Below are 16108 nucleotides of genomic sequence, written 5' to 3' on the forward strand. Positions count from 1 at the left end.
GTAGCAGAGGTAAAAGGGGATAAAGTAAAACTTGCAAGTTATAGTGATTATGGGTATAGTAAACATGGAGAAGGACACTATTACAATGGAGAGCACAAAGAAGAAACAGGGCTAATATATTTAAGAGCTCGATATTATGATCCAAGTATAGGAAACTTCATACAGATAGATAACAACTATGCAGGAGAGAAGGAAGATGTAGGAACACAGAATCGGTATAACTACACCTTATCTAACCCGTATAAGTATGTGGATAGGGATGGGAATAAGGCAAAGAAACCGAAAAAAACTGCAAAGAAGCCAAATATTGCATCTTCTTTAGTAAAAGGAACTACCAATATAATAAATAAAGCAAATAATGCAGCAAAAGATGGTAAGAAAAAAGACCCTCCAAAGACGTTTGATACAACCATCGGAACTCAATTTGATCCAAGTATATTGGGTACTGTTGGTGGATTAGTTATTGGTTGGATAAACCCATTTGCACTTATAATTACAGCTGCAGTGATGGTAGCGTGTGTTGGGTTTGCAGGAAGTTTTCAAGATGCATCTAGGGCAACAGAATCCGTATATCCACCACATTCCCAAGATGGTGCTATACAAAATCGAGATCTTGGAAACTATAATATAATCAAGAATAAGTTGAAAGATATTGCAGGCAAGTTTGATACTTTTAAATGTGTAGAGGCTACTAAGGCGATGGTCAGTTATTTAAAGAATAATAAAATTAAGTATGAATTGATTACTATAGATTTTTCTGATAAAGGATTTATTTGGAGTGACATAAAGAAAATAAGTATTAGTGAAAATGGGCATCATGAGGGGATTGTCATTGATGAATATTCAGCATTTTGCAATGTACACCCATATGGATTGCCAGTAAAAAATTGGATTAGAGATTTTCATGGACAAGGAATAAAAACAGTTAATCCAGCAAAATACAAAGATTAGAAAGGAAGATTTTATGAACACAGAAAATAAAGAATTGATTAAACTACTAGAAATCAAAAGTAACTATTCTTCAGCATTTGATTATAATATTAAAAATATATCGGCATATCTCTCTGGTTATAATTATAGCCAAAGAGAAGCAGGATATATTCCTGTTGATCCATTCTCAAAGAATCTATTTTTTAATAGATTGGATTCTTATATACGTAATTATTATCATATAAATATGACTGCAAGTATGTATAGTATTATAAATTTTTTTACAGAGAACAATGAAGATGCATTCCATAATTTTTATGAAGCTATTGACATAGTTTTAAACCAGTCTTTAGAGTCATATGTACAATCTATAAAAGATAATGCTGCATATGTGCTTGTGTTTCCTAATAAATCTGATAAAGTAGATTTAAATAGATTAGTAGATTTATTACAAAAGATAAAAGAAAGACCAGGTATGTATTTAGGTGAAAAATCACTTACAAAATTGAGTTGGTTTTTGACAGGGTATCTTGTTAGTGAAGCAGAAGTTTATGAGAATATGAAACCTAACTATATAGTTGGTTCTTTTGAACAATATCTAAATAAAGAATATGGATATTGTAATAAGAAGTGGAATAAAATATTAGATTTTCATCAAATAACAGAGGCAAATAAATTTGATACATTTTTCAATGAATTATCGAAATATAAAGAATTGTTAAAAAAATCAGCTAAATAATTAAACTGAAATTTATGTAGATAGAATTATAAAGTGTCTATTTTTGAAAATACAAACTTAGGCACTTTTCTTAAATTGAAATTTCAATCATAAGACGTTTTGCTAAATAAAATTCTATCTCATAAAGAAGTGTAGTATCTATTTATGGATATGACAACAATGGAAACGTAATCAAAAAGGATACAACGAAGAACGGAAAAGCAATTCATACAACAAGTAAGAGTTGTGATGCCAATAACAACCTCGTAAAAGAATATGGAAGTAATGAAGTGTATACGTATGATGAGAATGACCAACTGATACAACTACAAAAGGGAGCATATGTGTATGATTACACATATGATGCACAGGGAGAGCGAGTAAAACAAATAAAGAGTGATATTAGAGAGTGTCCAATGACATTATGGTATGACTATACACTATCATTAGAATTTGATGATGTGAGTGAAAAAGAAGTAGAAGATAGCTTTGATATCTTAAGAGATCAAGTAAGAAAGAAAAAAGCGAAGAGATAGTAGTAAAAAAAATGTATAAAAAATATGATTTTTACTATTTTGCATAAAAAAACAATTTACTTTATACTTTAAACCATAATCAAGCAGACACATCTGTAAAGAAGATAATAGAATGAATAAAATAAAAATAGCCTATACTGGACTTGATTGACCAGTTGTAGGCTGCTTTTAATATATTAAATCGTAATTCGAACGGACTTCGGCAGACGAAAACAGCGCTCTGGGGGAAGAGTGCTTAGGCTCAGCAATTTCTAATTAATGATTGTCTAACTCTAAAAAACCATGCCAGCTTAATATAACGAAAAGAAAACCAATAATCATATACATGATTGTAAGAATCAATAGAAATACAAAATATATCGAGAATAAAAATAGTAGGTATTGTACCGATATTAAAAAGACTTGTATCAATAAAAAACTGTAATAAGTATTAATCAAACTAGTGCCTTCGGTAATAAATATTCCCTTTGTTTTTCTCTGAACGCTTAACTTTTTTAGCATTTTCTTAAAATCTATATTTTCCATGCCAAAAAGAAAAAAAGTAGATAAAATACTAATAGCATTTAAAATTTCTAAATAATTATCAGTAATGTTTTTTATAATAGCATCATTTTTAATTAAGAAAAAAATAACAAAAATAAGAATACTGATTATCCACGGAATAAAATGAATGCTTTTATAAGATTCTGTAAATATTTGTCTTATTTTCTTTAGTGTGCTAAAGACCAGCATAATAAACCTCCTAAATATTCTTCTTTAATTCCATTACCAAATGAACTAAAGATAATTCTTTTCTAGTTGTATAATCTTTATAAGAATCAGCAGAAAAAATTTCGATTTTTTTAGCAAAAAAACCATCTTGATAAGCGATAGCTTTGCCATTCTTATCGATACCATCAAATGAATATTTAACTAATGGATTATCCCTTGTGGATAGGAGGAAGGATTCTAAATCTTTATGTCTTCCAAATTTCTTTTCTCGAAAGTAATAGACGTGTTCCTCTTTATCTCGAACTAACTCAGAAAATATCTCTTGAACCTTAATAGGCAATGGTTCTTCTTCTCTTTTTTCAAATAATTGTATTTGATTTTTATTAGTACCTTTATATTTAGTTACCCTTAATTTTGTGACTTCCATAAAATCATCAACGGAAACTAGACTTTTTATCATTTTATCTTTAATATTAAAATAATACTTTAGTATTATTGCAATATTTTTCTTTGAACCTGTATAAAAACCATCACATTTTATATAATCTAATATAAAAAAGTCACAAATATATGCACTTTTTGCGCCTATTTTTTCCTCAATACCCACAATATCATCATTTATAGGAACTCCATATTTTACTACTGCATCATCAAGTCTTGTTATTCTAAAAACAAAAAATTGATTATCATAATCATAGATTTCAACAACTTGAAAATCTCCAAAGTCATTCTTTACTAAATCCCTTACTTGTACTAGCTCATTATTATTAGAATCTATATATAGACATTTTAATTCCATTTCGCTTCCTCCCAATGATTATATATAATATATCATAATATTGAAGATAAGAGCTAAAATAAGTTTAACATTACAAACTTACATCATTTATGTTAATATACTAAATTATAGTGAAAATATCTTATAATAGACTAATTTTAAGTCACCAGTACATTTGATATTTATAGTTAGGCATATATAGCTTATCTCCCTTTTTTAGATTACAATTATCGCATAATATTTGGAAATTAGTTGCATCATTTGTTCCCCCTTTTTCTAATGGAATAATGTGCTCTAAATGCAATTCTTTTGATTTAGTAATAGTTAATAACCCTGATAATTCTTTTCCACAATGTTGGCATTTTCCGTTATCTCTATAAAGAACACCTTTCTGCAGCCATTTTGATATATATTTTAATCTTTTAATATGCTTATAATTATTAAAACAATCACTGCCTAAATAGTTACTATTTACATATTCAGCTAAATAACTGTTAAATTTAAATAAAAAGTTTTTATTATTAAACAATAAATAAAAAACTGAATCTACAATATCCAATTCTATTTTGTCAAAAAATACTAAAATGTCATCAATTAACCATTTTATAAAGCAACGATAATTTTTTTCATTGCTATAATCTGTAAGCTTGTATTCATTGTCTAGAACCAGAATCTTTTGAATATAATCGTTACTATAAAACACTCCATATTCATCAAGAATGCTTACAATACTTGAAATGTGCTCTATCAATATTTTAGCATCTAAGTCATCACAAAGCTCATCTATTAAATAGTATTTTTCATTCATTAAATAAAAATATAAATATTGCTCACAAAACGAATGTAGTAATGTATACTTTAATGGCTTTATAGCAACATTATCTATCTCAAATGTTTTTTTAATTATATCTTTAGAATTTAAACTATGAATGTAACCTAGCATATCAATTTCTTCAGAAATATTGCTACTATTGAAGCAGTCAATAATATTAGAAGCTAAGCGATAATTAAATTTCATTTGAAGTACTTTGAAATTATCCATTATTAAAGTCCTCTTTTTTATACTAATTATACTACAAAATCATCAATTAAAAATTGCTGAGCCTAAGCACTCTTCCCCCAGAGCGCTGTTTTCGTCTGCCGAAGTCCGTTCGAATTACGATTTAATATATTAAAAGCAGTCTACAACTGATTAATCAAGTCCAGTATAGGCTATTTTTATTTTATTCATTCTATTATCTTCTTTATAGATGTGTCTGCTTGATTACGGTTTAAAGTATAAAGTAAATTTTTTTTGTAAAATAGTAAAGGTCATATTTTTTTTTACATTTTTAAACATATTGTTTAATAAGTTTTGTATTGTTCTTCCATAATTAATAATTTGATTTTCATGAATATATTTAATAGGTATTCTTTCATAACCTAATTCTACAAATGCTTTATACCTGGGATGTCTATCCATAATTAGAGCTTGTCCATTGTGTACGCGTACTGGAATTGGATCAACGACATTTGGACCTTTGGTTTTAATACTTTCTTTTCTACCTTCTATTGTAGACCTATTAGCATGGCTATCTGGTTGTGTTTTATATAATTGTTTAGCATCATATGAAGTACCACTTATTTCTGTATTCCCTAACCCTTGTCTAAGAAACATTAATCCCAATATTGAAGTAAGAGTAACACCTCCAATTTCTGTTTTACAAACCTTATTTCATTAATAAATTAAAACATTTCAACATATCTGATAAATTTTTTAATGATTCCTGTAAAAAGGTTTGATCAGTCTTAAACTTAAAAGAAAGGTTTAGTTGGTTTTCACTATATTCTGAATAGTCTATTTCCACTTCTGCATGACCTTGCCCAATCATTTTAATGTTAATTTTCAAGTTGTCATCATATTCAGGGATATAGGAAGCTTCTCCACACAAGGTGTTATAAATTTGTTTTAGATTATCGTGAAAATTTTCAATTATTATTGTAGAAGAATAGAAATTGTTTTCACAGAATGTTAATCCGTTATATTTGATATAAAGTGCACCTCTAAGAGAAAATCCTCCATTCCAATTTTGAGATTCAGAGAAAATTTCATGTATAGTTAATTTTATATATCCTTTATTTCCTTTTAATTCAAAGGATTGTGGTTTTTCTAAAATCATATTATCGCTCCCATGATTACAGTATATATTCCTAAATTACTTTGAATTCATTTAAAATGATAGTATAGTCGATTCTAAGTTTTTTAAGTAATGTGATATACTAATTCTAATAAATATTATATGCAAAATATAAAAAACTCTCAATGTTTATATTTTATATAGGAGGGGAATAATGTTTGAAATTAATGTGAAAAATTTAAGCTGGATTAGAGGAGCGCAAGATAATCCTAATGATCTATGTGCACATGGAACAGTGACAGCAATTATAGGCAATGAAACTTTTTCTTACAATGCAACAGTAAGTTCCACAGCATTATCTTTGTTAAGGACACTAAAAAACAATCATATAATTGGTAAAGAACATAATCAAATGCTGCCATGCTGTGGACATAGTTTTTTTCAAAATGAGGAGCAAACAAAGGCTGTAATTATTGGATGTAATAATGGAATAGACTGGAGTGTTCTTCATGAAGATGAAGAAATAAAGATAGTAACTGAGTCAAATAAAGTTACATATGTAACTTTTAATGTTTATAAAGAAGTAGTTTTTAAGTTTGCGGATGAAGTGAAATCAATATATGATAATTCATCTGCTAAAATATTACCAAATGATACTTACCTTAAGGATGGGTACTTATTATTTTGGGAAGAGTGGAATGCGTTGCGGAATTTATAGATTTTAATAGGAGAAAAAGAATGTTTAAAAATACAATTGATTTAGAAAAATTGAATATTTTTTATACTGCATTTCCAATGTCTTTAAAAAATGATGTGGAAATAGTTTTGAAGAAAATATCTAAGACAGTAAAAAATCAAAAAAATATATATTTAGATAATTATATTCGATACAGATATCTTAATGAAGATATTTATATTCCATATAGAATTTGTTTTAGTGAAATCCCAACAAAAAAAATAAAAAAACTAACATCAACGCAAAAGATGATATTGTTTTGCATTTACTCTAGACATCATAATGGGTATGTTAGAGAAAAATATATTAATAATATATTAGATACAAATTTTTCAGATTGGTGCATTCCGTATATTTTAAAGATAATAGACGAATATGTATATCCTATTATAGTTCAAATTAATGATAAATTAAATATTGAAAATGAAGAAAGAATCAAGAAAATATGTATGCAAAACACTAATGAAATGTGTTTAAGTTTTAATCGAATGATAAGCTATTGGAATGAATTTTATAGGGAACAATTTTCTAATATAAATGATTATGCAGGTTTCAAATTATTTTGTCGAATAGGCTACAACAAAACTATTGTTAATGAGCATTTTGAGCAATTGCATTATAGTAAACAAATTTTAGATAACGAAATTGAGCGATTAAAAATTGTTATTGTTGGTAGGGGATATATCGATATGATTACTCCCTATAGTGTAATAAAAGATTTTATAAATGTTTTAAATAATTTGAATATTCGGATTGATGGATTTACTTGGTGGTGTCATGCAAAAGATGAGCATAAAGCTTGTGGTTTTGGAGGACCACCAGATTATGATGGAAAAGGGTATTATTCGGAAATTCAAATGGGAAGTGTAATGGAATTATGTAATGAATTTGATGTATTAAAATGTAACAATACATATTTAAATTTCTTTTTGAATGAATACCCTTATAGGAATGATTATAAAAAATGTTATGTTCCAGGATTTTGGATTGACATTCCTAATAGTTGGAAAAATATTACAGGTAACAAAAAAACACATTGAATTATATCAATGTGTCTTTTAATAATCACTAGATAGATAAGTTTCTAAAAGCTTGACGATTGCTTCCAACAATATTTGATCATCTTTTTTGAAACGAGCAAAGCTTGTTGAATCAAGGTCAAGAACACCATATAAGTAATCATCTACAAGAATTGGAATGACGATTTCACTGTTAGATGCACTATCACATGCAATGTGACCTTCAAATTTATGAACATCTTCCACTAGTAAAGTTTCCTTTTTATAAGCGCTGACTCCACAAACACCTTTGTTCATTGGGATTGAAGTACAAGCTATCTTTCCTTGGAAAGGCCCAAGAATGAGCTTCTCATGGTCGTAAAGGTAAAAGCCAACCCAACTAACATCTTCTAAGATTTCGTTTAAGAATGCGCTTGTATTTGCTAATACACTAATTTCATTATCAATACCTTCAATTAAAGATTGGTATTGTTTTAATATTAAATCTTTCTCCATATATATCACCTTCTTTATTATACAAATAATTATCATTGTTCGTAAAGTGAATTTATAAAATGGAGGAAGATTACAAATTCTACTAGTAAGTATTTGATAAACTTTAAGAAGTGTAGGAAATATACATTAGTTAGTGAAGAGTGAGGTGAAATTTGCTATAATAAGTTAGTTGAGGTGTAGTATGTTACCAAAGGAAAATGAATATATTTATATACAGAGTTATAAACATGATAAAAGTTTACATCGTACTTGGTCTAAGGGATTTGTGATTGAATCAAACGAGGATCGAATTGTAGCGATTACAGATCGTTCTTATGTAATTGAAGCAGATGGAAGAAAATGGCTTACTAGGGAACCAGCAATTTGTTTTTTCTATCCTGATAAGTGGTATAATGTCATTTGCATGATTCGAAAAAAAGGAATTTTTTACTATTGTAATCTGGCTAGCCCAAGTATTTATGATGGCGAATCTTTAAAGAATATTGATTATGATTTGGATATTAAAGTAAATAATGAATTTGAATATATCATCTTAGATGAAGATGAATATGAAGAACATAGTAAAGAAATGAAATATAGTGATGATTTAGATAAAGTAATTCATAAGCAGATGGATGATTTAATTAGTCATATTAAAATGCGTGTTTCGCCATTTGATCATGATGAGATTAGAAAGCTTTATAATCGTTATTTAATTATGAAGGAAAGTAGAGGTAAATAAGATGTATCAATTTAAAGTAGGTGTTGATGCGAAAGTTCATGATGATTTTGTGGAAAGTCATGAATTGTGTAATTTATTGCAGTCTTCATCATGGGCAAAAGTAAAAGAAAACTGGGACTCTACGATTGTTGGCGTTTTTGATGATGATACGTTGATAGCTTCAAGCTTAGTACTAATTAAACATTTACCAATGGGGTTTACGATGTTTTATACTCCTCGTGGACCTATTATGGATTATACTGATAAGCGAATTGTGAAATACTTTCTACAAGAATTGAAAAAATATGCAAAGAGTAAACGTTGTTTATTTATTAAGATGGATCCAGGAATTCATATCAATGATTATCCGATTGGAGAACCTAATGATAATCACTATGATGTATCTACAGTACTAGAAAATATGAAACTTGCTGGAGCTATTCATCAAGGATATCCAAAGGAGATAGCAAAGGTGATTCAGCCACGTTTTCAAGCCAATGTGTATAAAAGTGATACTTTTGAAAAAGATTTACCACGTCATACAAAACGGTTGATTAAAGATGCTTTAAAACGTGATGTGCAAGTGGAAATAGCAGATAAGAATCGTATTGATGAATTTAGTGAGGTTGTTGCATTAACGGAAAAACGTAAAAATGTAAATTTACGAAATCATGAATATTTTCAGTTGTTAATGGATACTTATGGAGATGATGCATATTTGTTTTTAGGAAGTGTAAATATTCCTCAAAGTCTTGAGAAGTTAAAAAAACAATATGCCGAAAATGAACAAGAATTAAAAATGGTAGATGAGAAATCACGTAAGAAAATAAATCGTTTACAAGATATTAAGAATTCTTTGGAAAAGAGTATCAAAGAATTTGAAGCTTTCGTTGGGATGAATGAGAACACAGTGATTGCTGGAGTGTTATCGATTAAATTTGGAAACACGATGGAAATGTTATATGCAGGGATGAATGATGATTTTAAAAAGTTTATGCCACAATATCATATTTATGTTGAAAATATGAAGTATGCATTTGAACATGGTTGTGATTTTTGTAATATGGGTGGTGTTGAAGGTGATTTGCAAGATGGACTTACGAAGTTCAAAAGCAATTTCAATCCAATGATCAATGAGTTTATTGGTGAATTTGATTTACCTGTAAATACATTGTTATACAAAGCGAGTCATCGCTTGTATGAGCAAAGAAAGCAGCGGATGAACGGATAGAGGTTATTATGAAAGAGATAAAAGCACGTACAATTGAAGATACGAATAAGTTAGCTGAAAAGATTGCTATGCTTTTAAACGGAAATGGTTGTATTTGTCTATCTGGTGATCTTGGAGCTGGAAAAACTACTTTTACGAAGGCACTTGGTAAAGTGTTGGGAATTGAAGAAGTAATTACTAGTCCAACTTTTAATATTTTGAAGATATATGAAGGAAAACATAATTTATATCATATAGATGCATATCGTTTAGAAGGGCTTAAACAGGATTTGGGTTTTGAAGAAGTGTTTGAAGAAGATGGTATTTGTGTAATTGAATGGTATGAGTTTGTCAAAGACATAATTCCTCAACAACGCTTGGAAATAGAAATCGTTTTAGATGGAGAAATACGTGTTTTTAAAATCCATGGTACGTCTTCAAGATATGTAGAAATAGAAGGTGAAATATAATGAAAACATTATGTATGGATACATCGCATCGTTATTTGGTTTTGGTATTAATGGAAAATGATGAAATCAAAGCTAGTAAAAGTATGTATGCATGGAAAAAACAAAGTGAAACAATATTCGTGGAGTTGATTAACTTAATGGAAGCCGTATCATGGCAACCAGATGATATAGATGAAGTTGTTATTACGGTTGGTCCAGGTAGTTATACAGGGATTCGTATTGCGATGAGTATTGCGAAAGTATTTTGTTCAAGTAAGAAGAAAACTTTATATACAATATCAACCCTACAATTATATGCTGGATTAGATACATGTAGTGTAATGTTAGATGCACGAAGCAATCGTGTATATTATGGTAAGTATCAACAGGGAAAATGTTTAGCAGAAGGAATCAAAACATTGGATGAAATTAAAGCTTTATCAGAAAATATGATTGGTGATGTAAGTTTGATAGGAAAAGAAGATAAGAATCCAGATTTTGTATTAAACTTTAAAGAATTAAGACCATATTATAAGAAAGTAGATAATATTCATGGATTGGTACCAAGGTATTTAAAAGAAGAAAGTGCATATTTGGTGAAATAAAATGATACGTAAAGCAACGATGGAAGATTTGGATATAATCTTAGAAATAGAGAAGGAAAACTTTCCTTTCCCATATACAAGAAAACAATATGAATATGAGATTGAAGCAAATCCTTGTGCTTATCTATATGTATTAGAAGAATGTGATGAAGTGATTGGTTATATTGATTATTGGATTACCTTTGATAGTTGTCAACTTTGTAAGATTGCAGTAACAAAAGAATGCCAACGCAGTGGGTATGGGAAAGAAATGCTTGAGTTTATGTTTAAAGATGCACTTTCTAAAGCATGTGAAACAGCGTTTTTGGAAGTTCGTGTTTCAAATAAAAAAGCGATTTCTTTTTATGAAACCTTTGATTTTTTAGAAGTGAATCGACGTAAGGATTATTATCGTGATCCCAAAGAAGATGGGATTATCCTTGGTAAAGTGTTAGTAGGTGATGTAGATTGAAAGATGTAGTTATATTGGCAATTGAATCTAGTTGTGATGAAAGTGCTTGTGCAATTGTGAAAAATGGAAAAGAGATATTATCTAATGTTGTGGCAACCCAAATTGAAGTTCATGAAAAGTTTGGTGGTGTACTTCCTGAAGTTGCTAGTCGTTTGCATGTGGAAAAGATTTCAGCCGTTGTGGAAGAGGCATTAGAAGAAGCAAAGCTTTCGGTTGATGATGTTGATGCGATTGCGTATACACGTGGACCAGGACTAATTGGAAGCTTACATGTCGGTGTACAAGCAGCGAAGACCTTAGCTTGGGCATATCAAAAACCATTGATACCAATTCATCATATCAAAGCTCATATCTTCGCAAATCATTTGATTACCGATTTAAAGTTTCCATTACTTTCACTAGTTGTTAGTGGAGGACATAGTGAAATTGTTTTGATGAGTGATGAAGGTTCTTATGAGATTCTTGGTCAAACCCAAGATGATGCCATTGGTGAAGCTTATGATAAAGTAGCAAGAGTACTTGATTTAGGTTATCCAGGTGGTCCTAAGATTGATAAGCTGGCAAAGGATGGAGAAGCTGTTTATAAGCTTCCTCAACCGAAAACAGAAGGCATATATGATTTGAGTTTTAGTGGACTTAAGAGTGGTGTCTTACAATTTATTGATCGAATGAAACGCAAAGGGGAAGTAATTGTTGATGCTAACCTAGCGGCTTCGTTTCAAGAGACGGCCTTAAATGAGATTATGGAGAAGCTTTTATTAGCAGTTGACCACTATGATGTAAAGCAAGTTTTGCTTGCAGGAGGAGTTGCTGCAAACAGTGCCTTGCGTAAAAAAATGGAGACGGCATTTGAAAATCGTCAAGAAGAATTGGTATTGCCACCACTTTGGTGTTGTACGGATAATGCGGCGATGGTAGCAGTTGCTGGTTACTTTGCATTTATAAACGGTGAGCGAGGAACATTTGAACAATCAGCAAAGCCTAGTTTACGCGTAAATGAAGAAAATTAATTATTTCACAAGTAGGTAAGTTATGATACAATATCTACAGGTGATATAGATGAACAAAAAGAAAGTACCAAAGGCAACATTACAGCGTTATCCAATTTATTTGAAAGCTCTTAGAAGACTTCAAAAGTATGATCATAAACGGGTGATGTCGAAAGAGTTAAGTGAGTTAGTAAATATTGAATCAACGACGATTCGTCGTGATTTTTCACTATTAGGAAATCTTGGTAAACAAGGTTATGGATATGACATTGATTCATTGATTGAAATCTTTAATCAGCAGTTGGGTGTTGATTTTGATGAGAAGATTATTTTGGTAGGTGCTGGTAATTTAGGTAGAGCTTTACTAAAATATAATAAATGGGATCATGTGGTTGGAGAAATTGCTTGTGCGTTTGATATCAATCCAGATCGCCAAGGGGTGCGCTTTAATATCCCTGTATATTCCATGGATGAATTGGAAGAGAAGATTCCAAAAGGGTGTCGCATTGCCATTTTGGCAATTAGTGATAATGTACAAACAACTGTGGATCGTTTGATTGCTTGTGGCATTCGTGGGATTGTTGATTTTACACATAAACATGTACAAGTTCCAAGTAATGTATCGCTAAAGATTGTGGATGTTGTATCCAGTGTACAGGAATTGGTATTTGAAACGAATAGTTTAGATAATAAAGGAGAATAAGTATGTTTGAATATATGACAGTAAGAGAACTGTATGAAATGATGTTAAACGGTTCTACAATGGAAATCGATAGTTTAGAATATGTTCAATTGGAAGGATGGATCCGTACCAACCGTTGCAATGGTAAGTTAGGGTTTATTGAATTAAATGATGGATCTTATTTTCGTAATTGTCAATTAGTGTATAAAGATACATTGAAGAATTTTGCTGAAATTGAAAAATATGCAACGGGTAGTGCTATTTCGATAATTGGAAAATTAAAAGCAACACCAGAGGGAAAACAACCATTTGAAGTTGAAGTAACGGAAAGTGAATTGGTAGGGGCTTGTGACTCTTCTTACCCACTTCAAAAGAAACGTCATTCTTTTGAATACATGAGAGAGATTGCACATTTACGTCCAAGAGCAAACACATTCTATGCGATTTTCCGTTTGCGTTCTGTATTATCAATGGCAATTCATGAGTTTTTCCAAAACCAAGGGTTTGTATATGTGCATACTCCAATTATTACAGGAAATGATGCTGAGGGTGCAGGTGAATCTTTTACCGTTACAACACGTCAAGATGGAGCGTATGAGAAAGATTTCTTTGGTAAACATGCAGCGCTTACTGTATCTGGCCAATTGCATGCAGAAGCCTTTGCTTTAGCGTTTAGAGATGTGTATACATTTGGACCAACGTTCCGTGCAGAAAACTCAAATACCTCACGCCATGCGAGTGAGTTTTGGATGATTGAACCAGAGATTGCTTTTGCAGATTTGGATGATGATATGGATTTAATCGAAGATATGGTGAAATTCTGTATAGACTATGTTCTTGAGAATGCACCAGAAGAGATGAAATTCTTTAACTCGATGATTGATAAAGAAGCGATTGAGCGAATCACAAAAGTAAGAGACTCTGAGTTTAAACGTATGACATATACTGAAGCTGTTGAACATTTACAAAAAGCAGATGTGAAGTTTGAATATCCAGTTGAATGGGGAACAGACTTACAAAGTGAACATGAACGCTATATTTGTGAAAAGATTGTGGATGGGCCAGTATTCTTAACGGATTATCCAAAAGATATCAAAGCTTTCTATATGCGTATGAATGATGATGGAAAAACGGTTGCAGCATGTGACTTGTTAGTTCCAGGTGTTGGTGAACTTGTTGGTGGATCACAACGTGAAGAACGTTATGATGTACTACTTAAGCGAATGAATGAAATGGGAATTGAAGAAGAATCATTGGATTGGTACATGGATCTTCGTAAATATGGTGGATGTAAACATGCAGGATTTGGTCTAGGTTTTGATCGTTTCTTGATGTATATTACCGGAATGCAAAACATTCGTGATGTACAACCATTTGCTAGAACACCAAAGAACTTAAACTTCTAGAATAATAGAAAAAACAAGGTTGAAAACAGGTTGGTTTTCAACCTTGTTTTTTATCATTTAAGAAAGGTATAGCAAGCAATGAAACTTTTCTTCAAGATAAAAAGTATATATAATAGATACAGATAAGGGGAACAGAAGATGAAACGCAATTGGATAATAATCATGATTTTTTGTATCTTCCTAGGTGTTGGCGGATGCGATAAAGGAAGAGAAGAGCATTTTACCAAACAAGAAGCGCAGACATATATAGAAGAAAAATATGGAGAAGCTTTTACTTTTGTAGAGGAAAAGAATAACCAAGATGAAGATAAGAGAACCTTTATTTTTCAAGCAAAGGAACAAGATAACCTTGAATTTGAAGTTTATAGTAATCGTGCTAGTGGAGGCTTGTTTGGCTGTGCTGGAAAAGGTTGTGAATATAAGTTGAGTGATACTTATATTGAAAAAAGTGAACAGACAAGATTGGCAGAGTATCAAAGTGAAGTAAATGATGATACGATGCAATTCGATGTGGAAAATTATTCCATAACGATTGTATATAAAACATATGCTGATATTAAGCCTAGTATTACAAAAGCAAAAAAAGTTTATAAAAAACTGAATAAAGGTTTACCCAAAGGAGCGAATATCTTAGTGGATATTAAATATTCTCAAAATTCTTTTGGAGGAATATTTCCAGATACGTATGTGAGTAATAAGAAATTTAATGTGGATAAGGAATCAAACAAAATGCAAGAAGCTTATGTACGAACATTGTATACATATCGATTAGCTGATACGAGTGTTCCACAAGAATTTTTAGAGAAGATAAAGGGTAAGAATTATGTTGTTCATTTACAATATGGAGATACTTATAAATTGTATTCTTTAAAAGCTTCTTCTGAGATTACATATGGGGTATTGTTTGAAATCTTTAGTGATTTAGGATATCCAATAGAAGGAAATGCAAGTGACTATAAAGTTACTTACAATAGTGATGTATATCATTTTAGTTATGAATTTTATGATTCTGAAAATAAAAATACTTACTATTTAAAAAATGGTGAGCAAGTACAATCTAGTTATTTTGGTGTAAACAATGTTGCAGGAGTCACAATTTCATTGCTTGATAAAAATGTTTGTGTATATGATGAAACAAAGGGAGAGAAAATTTCTATTTGTTTTGATAAAGCAAAAGAAGTTTATGTGAATAATAGAAAGAGTAATCTTGATACAGCAGGGAATTTAATTAGTGAATTGGATTATGTAATTGAATATTCAAATAATTGCGCTAGTACTTGTAATAAAGAAGAACGTGAACGATATAATAAGTATCTAAAATTGGAGGAAGAATTTGGATCTTCTTTAATTTCTTATAATGTTTATGAAATTGATGAAGATGTTTATATTATTGATGATTCTTTCAAAGATAAAAAAGGTTTTTATTTCTATAAGAATTTAGAAAAGATATATTTGCCTGAGAAATCAAATTATGAATCAAAAGAGAATCTAGAAGTTTTATTTGCTTGTGATATTGTTTATGATGAGAAAAGTAATACGTTTAGAATACATAAAAAAAGCAAGTAAGGTTACTTGG

At 30.2% G+C, this 16108-nt stretch carries 20 protein-coding genes; 14 read left to right on the plus strand and 6 right to left on the minus strand.

Annotation, left to right across the window (positions count from 1 at the left end; genetic code table 11):
* From M2475_RS03920 to M2475_RS03930, 3 genes are all read left to right on the plus strand, one after another.
* On the plus strand, window positions 1–951 hold a 951-nt coding region (locus M2475_RS03920; RefSeq protein WP_277489703.1), incomplete at its 5' end, for a papain fold toxin domain-containing protein.
* 13 nt (window positions 952–964) lie between these two features.
* Window positions 965–1669, plus strand: a complete 705-nt coding sequence (locus M2475_RS03925) for a hypothetical protein (RefSeq protein WP_277489705.1) — start codon at window positions 965–967, stop codon at window positions 1667–1669.
* Window positions 1670–1938: 269 nt separating this feature from the next.
* Window positions 1939–2184: a hypothetical protein gene (locus tag M2475_RS03930; RefSeq protein WP_277489707.1), complete on the plus strand. Its 246-nt coding sequence runs from the start codon at window positions 1939–1941 to the stop codon at window positions 2182–2184.
* 255 nt (window positions 2185–2439) lie between these two features.
* On the opposite strand, the gene M2475_RS03935 is transcribed toward M2475_RS03930, so the two are convergent.
* From M2475_RS03935 to M2475_RS03955, 5 genes are all read right to left on the minus strand, one after another.
* Window positions 2440–2916, minus strand: coding sequence for a hypothetical protein (locus M2475_RS03935; RefSeq protein ID WP_277489708.1), 477 nt, complete (start codon window positions 2914–2916; stop codon window positions 2440–2442).
* Between the two features lie 10 nt (window positions 2917–2926).
* Complete coding sequence (locus M2475_RS03940; protein WP_277489709.1) at window positions 2927–3694, minus strand: hypothetical protein; 768 nt, start codon at window positions 3692–3694, stop codon at window positions 2927–2929.
* Between the two features lie 142 nt (window positions 3695–3836).
* Entirely contained in the window at window positions 3837–4715 is an 879-nt protein-coding gene (locus M2475_RS03945) for an HNH endonuclease (RefSeq protein ID WP_277489710.1), read from the minus strand.
* Between the two features lie 222 nt (window positions 4716–4937).
* A complete protein-coding gene (locus tag M2475_RS03950; protein ID WP_277489711.1) occupies window positions 4938–5330 on the minus strand; it encodes a ParB N-terminal domain-containing protein in 393 nt (130 codons plus the stop codon).
* A 52-nt stretch (window positions 5331–5382) separates the two neighbouring features.
* A complete protein-coding gene (locus M2475_RS03955; protein ID WP_277489713.1) occupies window positions 5383–5832 on the minus strand; it encodes a hypothetical protein in 450 nt (149 codons plus the stop codon).
* 172 nt (window positions 5833–6004) lie between these two features.
* Here M2475_RS03955 and M2475_RS03960 point away from each other — a divergent pair, with 172 nt between their 5' ends.
* The gene (locus tag M2475_RS03960; RefSeq protein WP_277489715.1) at window positions 6005–6508 is read left to right on the plus strand and encodes a hypothetical protein; all 504 of its coding nucleotides are present in this window, start codon (window positions 6005–6007) and stop codon (window positions 6506–6508) included.
* 20 nt (window positions 6509–6528) lie between these two features.
* Window positions 6529–7566 carry a hypothetical protein gene (locus tag M2475_RS03965; protein WP_277489716.1) on the plus strand — a complete coding sequence of 346 codons (1038 nt, stop codon included), beginning with the start codon at window positions 6529–6531 and terminating at the stop codon, window positions 7564–7566.
* Window positions 7567–7584: 18 nt separating this feature from the next.
* On the opposite strand, the gene M2475_RS03970 is transcribed toward M2475_RS03965, so the two are convergent.
* Window positions 7585–8040, minus strand: coding sequence for a GAF domain-containing protein (locus tag M2475_RS03970; protein WP_277489718.1), 456 nt, complete (start codon window positions 8038–8040; stop codon window positions 7585–7587).
* Between the two features lie 181 nt (window positions 8041–8221).
* Here M2475_RS03970 and M2475_RS03975 point away from each other — a divergent pair, with 181 nt between their 5' ends.
* The 9 genes from M2475_RS03975 (at window position 8222) to M2475_RS04015 (ending at window position 16098) form a co-directional block, all read left to right on the plus strand.
* A complete protein-coding gene (locus tag M2475_RS03975) occupies window positions 8222–8761 on the plus strand; it encodes a DUF402 domain-containing protein (RefSeq protein ID WP_277489719.1) in 540 nt (179 codons plus the stop codon).
* 1 nt (window position 8762) lies between these two features.
* On the plus strand, window positions 8763–9971 hold the full coding sequence (locus M2475_RS03980; protein WP_277489721.1) for an aminoacyltransferase: 1209 nt from the start codon (window positions 8763–8765) through the stop codon (window positions 9969–9971).
* A gap of 8 nt (window positions 9972–9979) precedes the next feature.
* Complete coding sequence (gene tsaE / locus M2475_RS03985) at window positions 9980–10420, plus strand: tRNA (adenosine(37)-N6)-threonylcarbamoyltransferase complex ATPase subunit type 1 TsaE (protein WP_277489722.1); 441 nt, start codon at window positions 9980–9982, stop codon at window positions 10418–10420.
* Window positions 10420–11004 carry a tRNA (adenosine(37)-N6)-threonylcarbamoyltransferase complex dimerization subunit type 1 TsaB gene (gene tsaB / locus M2475_RS03990; protein WP_277489723.1) on the plus strand — a complete coding sequence of 195 codons (585 nt, stop codon included), beginning with the start codon at window positions 10420–10422 and terminating at the stop codon, window positions 11002–11004. Before tsaE ends, tsaB begins: the two co-directional genes overlap by 1 nt.
* 1 nt (window position 11005) lies before the next feature.
* Window positions 11006–11455, plus strand: a complete 450-nt coding sequence (gene rimI / locus M2475_RS03995; protein ID WP_277489728.1) for a ribosomal protein S18-alanine N-acetyltransferase — start codon at window positions 11006–11008, stop codon at window positions 11453–11455.
* Complete coding sequence (gene tsaD / locus M2475_RS04000) at window positions 11452–12465, plus strand: tRNA (adenosine(37)-N6)-threonylcarbamoyltransferase complex transferase subunit TsaD (RefSeq protein ID WP_277489732.1); 1014 nt, start codon at window positions 11452–11454, stop codon at window positions 12463–12465. The genes rimI and tsaD overlap by 4 nt, the downstream gene beginning before the upstream one ends.
* A 49-nt stretch (window positions 12466–12514) precedes the next feature.
* Window positions 12515–13147 (plus strand): redox-sensing transcriptional repressor Rex, encoded by a 633-nt coding sequence (locus tag M2475_RS04005; RefSeq protein WP_277489734.1) that lies wholly within the window; start codon window positions 12515–12517, stop codon window positions 13145–13147.
* A 2-nt stretch (window positions 13148–13149) separates the two neighbouring features.
* Window positions 13150–14532: an asparagine--tRNA ligase gene (asnS, locus tag M2475_RS04010; RefSeq protein ID WP_277489736.1), complete on the plus strand. Its 1383-nt coding sequence runs from the start codon at window positions 13150–13152 to the stop codon at window positions 14530–14532.
* A 138-nt stretch (window positions 14533–14670) separates the two neighbouring features.
* Entirely contained in the window at window positions 14671–16098 is a 1428-nt protein-coding gene (locus M2475_RS04015) for a hypothetical protein (RefSeq protein WP_277489737.1), read from the plus strand.
* Window positions 16099–16108 lie beyond the last annotated feature (10 nt).

The sequence above is a fragment of the Breznakia sp. PF5-3 genome, from assembly GCF_029504745.1.
GTDB lineage: Bacteria > Bacillota_I > Bacilli_A > Erysipelotrichales > Erysipelotrichaceae > Breznakia.

Bases quoted from the DNA above. Each gene is read 5' to 3' on its own strand.
- M2475_RS03925 (WP_277489705.1), top strand. From the start codon at position 965: ATGAACACAGAAAATAAAGAATTGATTAAACTACTAGAAATCAAAAGT.
- M2475_RS03935 (WP_277489708.1), bottom strand. From the start codon at position 2,916: ATGCTGGTCTTTAGCACACTAAAGAAAATAAGACAAATATTTACAGAA.
- M2475_RS03940 (WP_277489709.1), bottom strand. From the start codon at position 3,694: ATGGAATTAAAATGTCTATATATAGATTCTAATAATAATGAGCTAGTA.
- M2475_RS03945 (WP_277489710.1), bottom strand. From the start codon at position 4,715: ATGGATAATTTCAAAGTACTTCAAATGAAATTTAATTATCGCTTAGCT.
- M2475_RS03950 (WP_277489711.1), bottom strand. From the start codon at position 5,330: ATGTTTCTTAGACAAGGGTTAGGGAATACAGAAATAAGTGGTACTTCA.
- M2475_RS03955 (WP_277489713.1), bottom strand. From the start codon at position 5,832: ATGATTTTAGAAAAACCACAATCCTTTGAATTAAAAGGAAATAAAGGA.
- M2475_RS03960 (WP_277489715.1), top strand. From the start codon at position 6,005: ATGTTTGAAATTAATGTGAAAAATTTAAGCTGGATTAGAGGAGCGCAA.
- M2475_RS03965 (WP_277489716.1), top strand. From the start codon at position 6,529: ATGTTTAAAAATACAATTGATTTAGAAAAATTGAATATTTTTTATACT.
- M2475_RS03970 (WP_277489718.1), bottom strand. From the start codon at position 8,040: ATGGAGAAAGATTTAATATTAAAACAATACCAATCTTTAATTGAAGGT.
- M2475_RS03975 (WP_277489719.1), top strand. From the start codon at position 8,222: ATGTTACCAAAGGAAAATGAATATATTTATATACAGAGTTATAAACAT.
- M2475_RS03980 (WP_277489721.1), top strand. From the start codon at position 8,763: ATGTATCAATTTAAAGTAGGTGTTGATGCGAAAGTTCATGATGATTTT.
- tsaE (WP_277489722.1), top strand. From the start codon at position 9,980: ATGAAAGAGATAAAAGCACGTACAATTGAAGATACGAATAAGTTAGCT.
- tsaB (WP_277489723.1), top strand. From the start codon at position 10,420: ATGAAAACATTATGTATGGATACATCGCATCGTTATTTGGTTTTGGTA.
- rimI (WP_277489728.1), top strand. From the start codon at position 11,006: ATGATACGTAAAGCAACGATGGAAGATTTGGATATAATCTTAGAAATA.
- M2475_RS04005 (WP_277489734.1), top strand. From the start codon at position 12,515: ATGAACAAAAAGAAAGTACCAAAGGCAACATTACAGCGTTATCCAATT.
- asnS (WP_277489736.1), top strand. From the start codon at position 13,150: ATGTTTGAATATATGACAGTAAGAGAACTGTATGAAATGATGTTAAAC.
- M2475_RS04015 (WP_277489737.1), top strand. From the start codon at position 14,671: ATGAAACGCAATTGGATAATAATCATGATTTTTTGTATCTTCCTAGGT.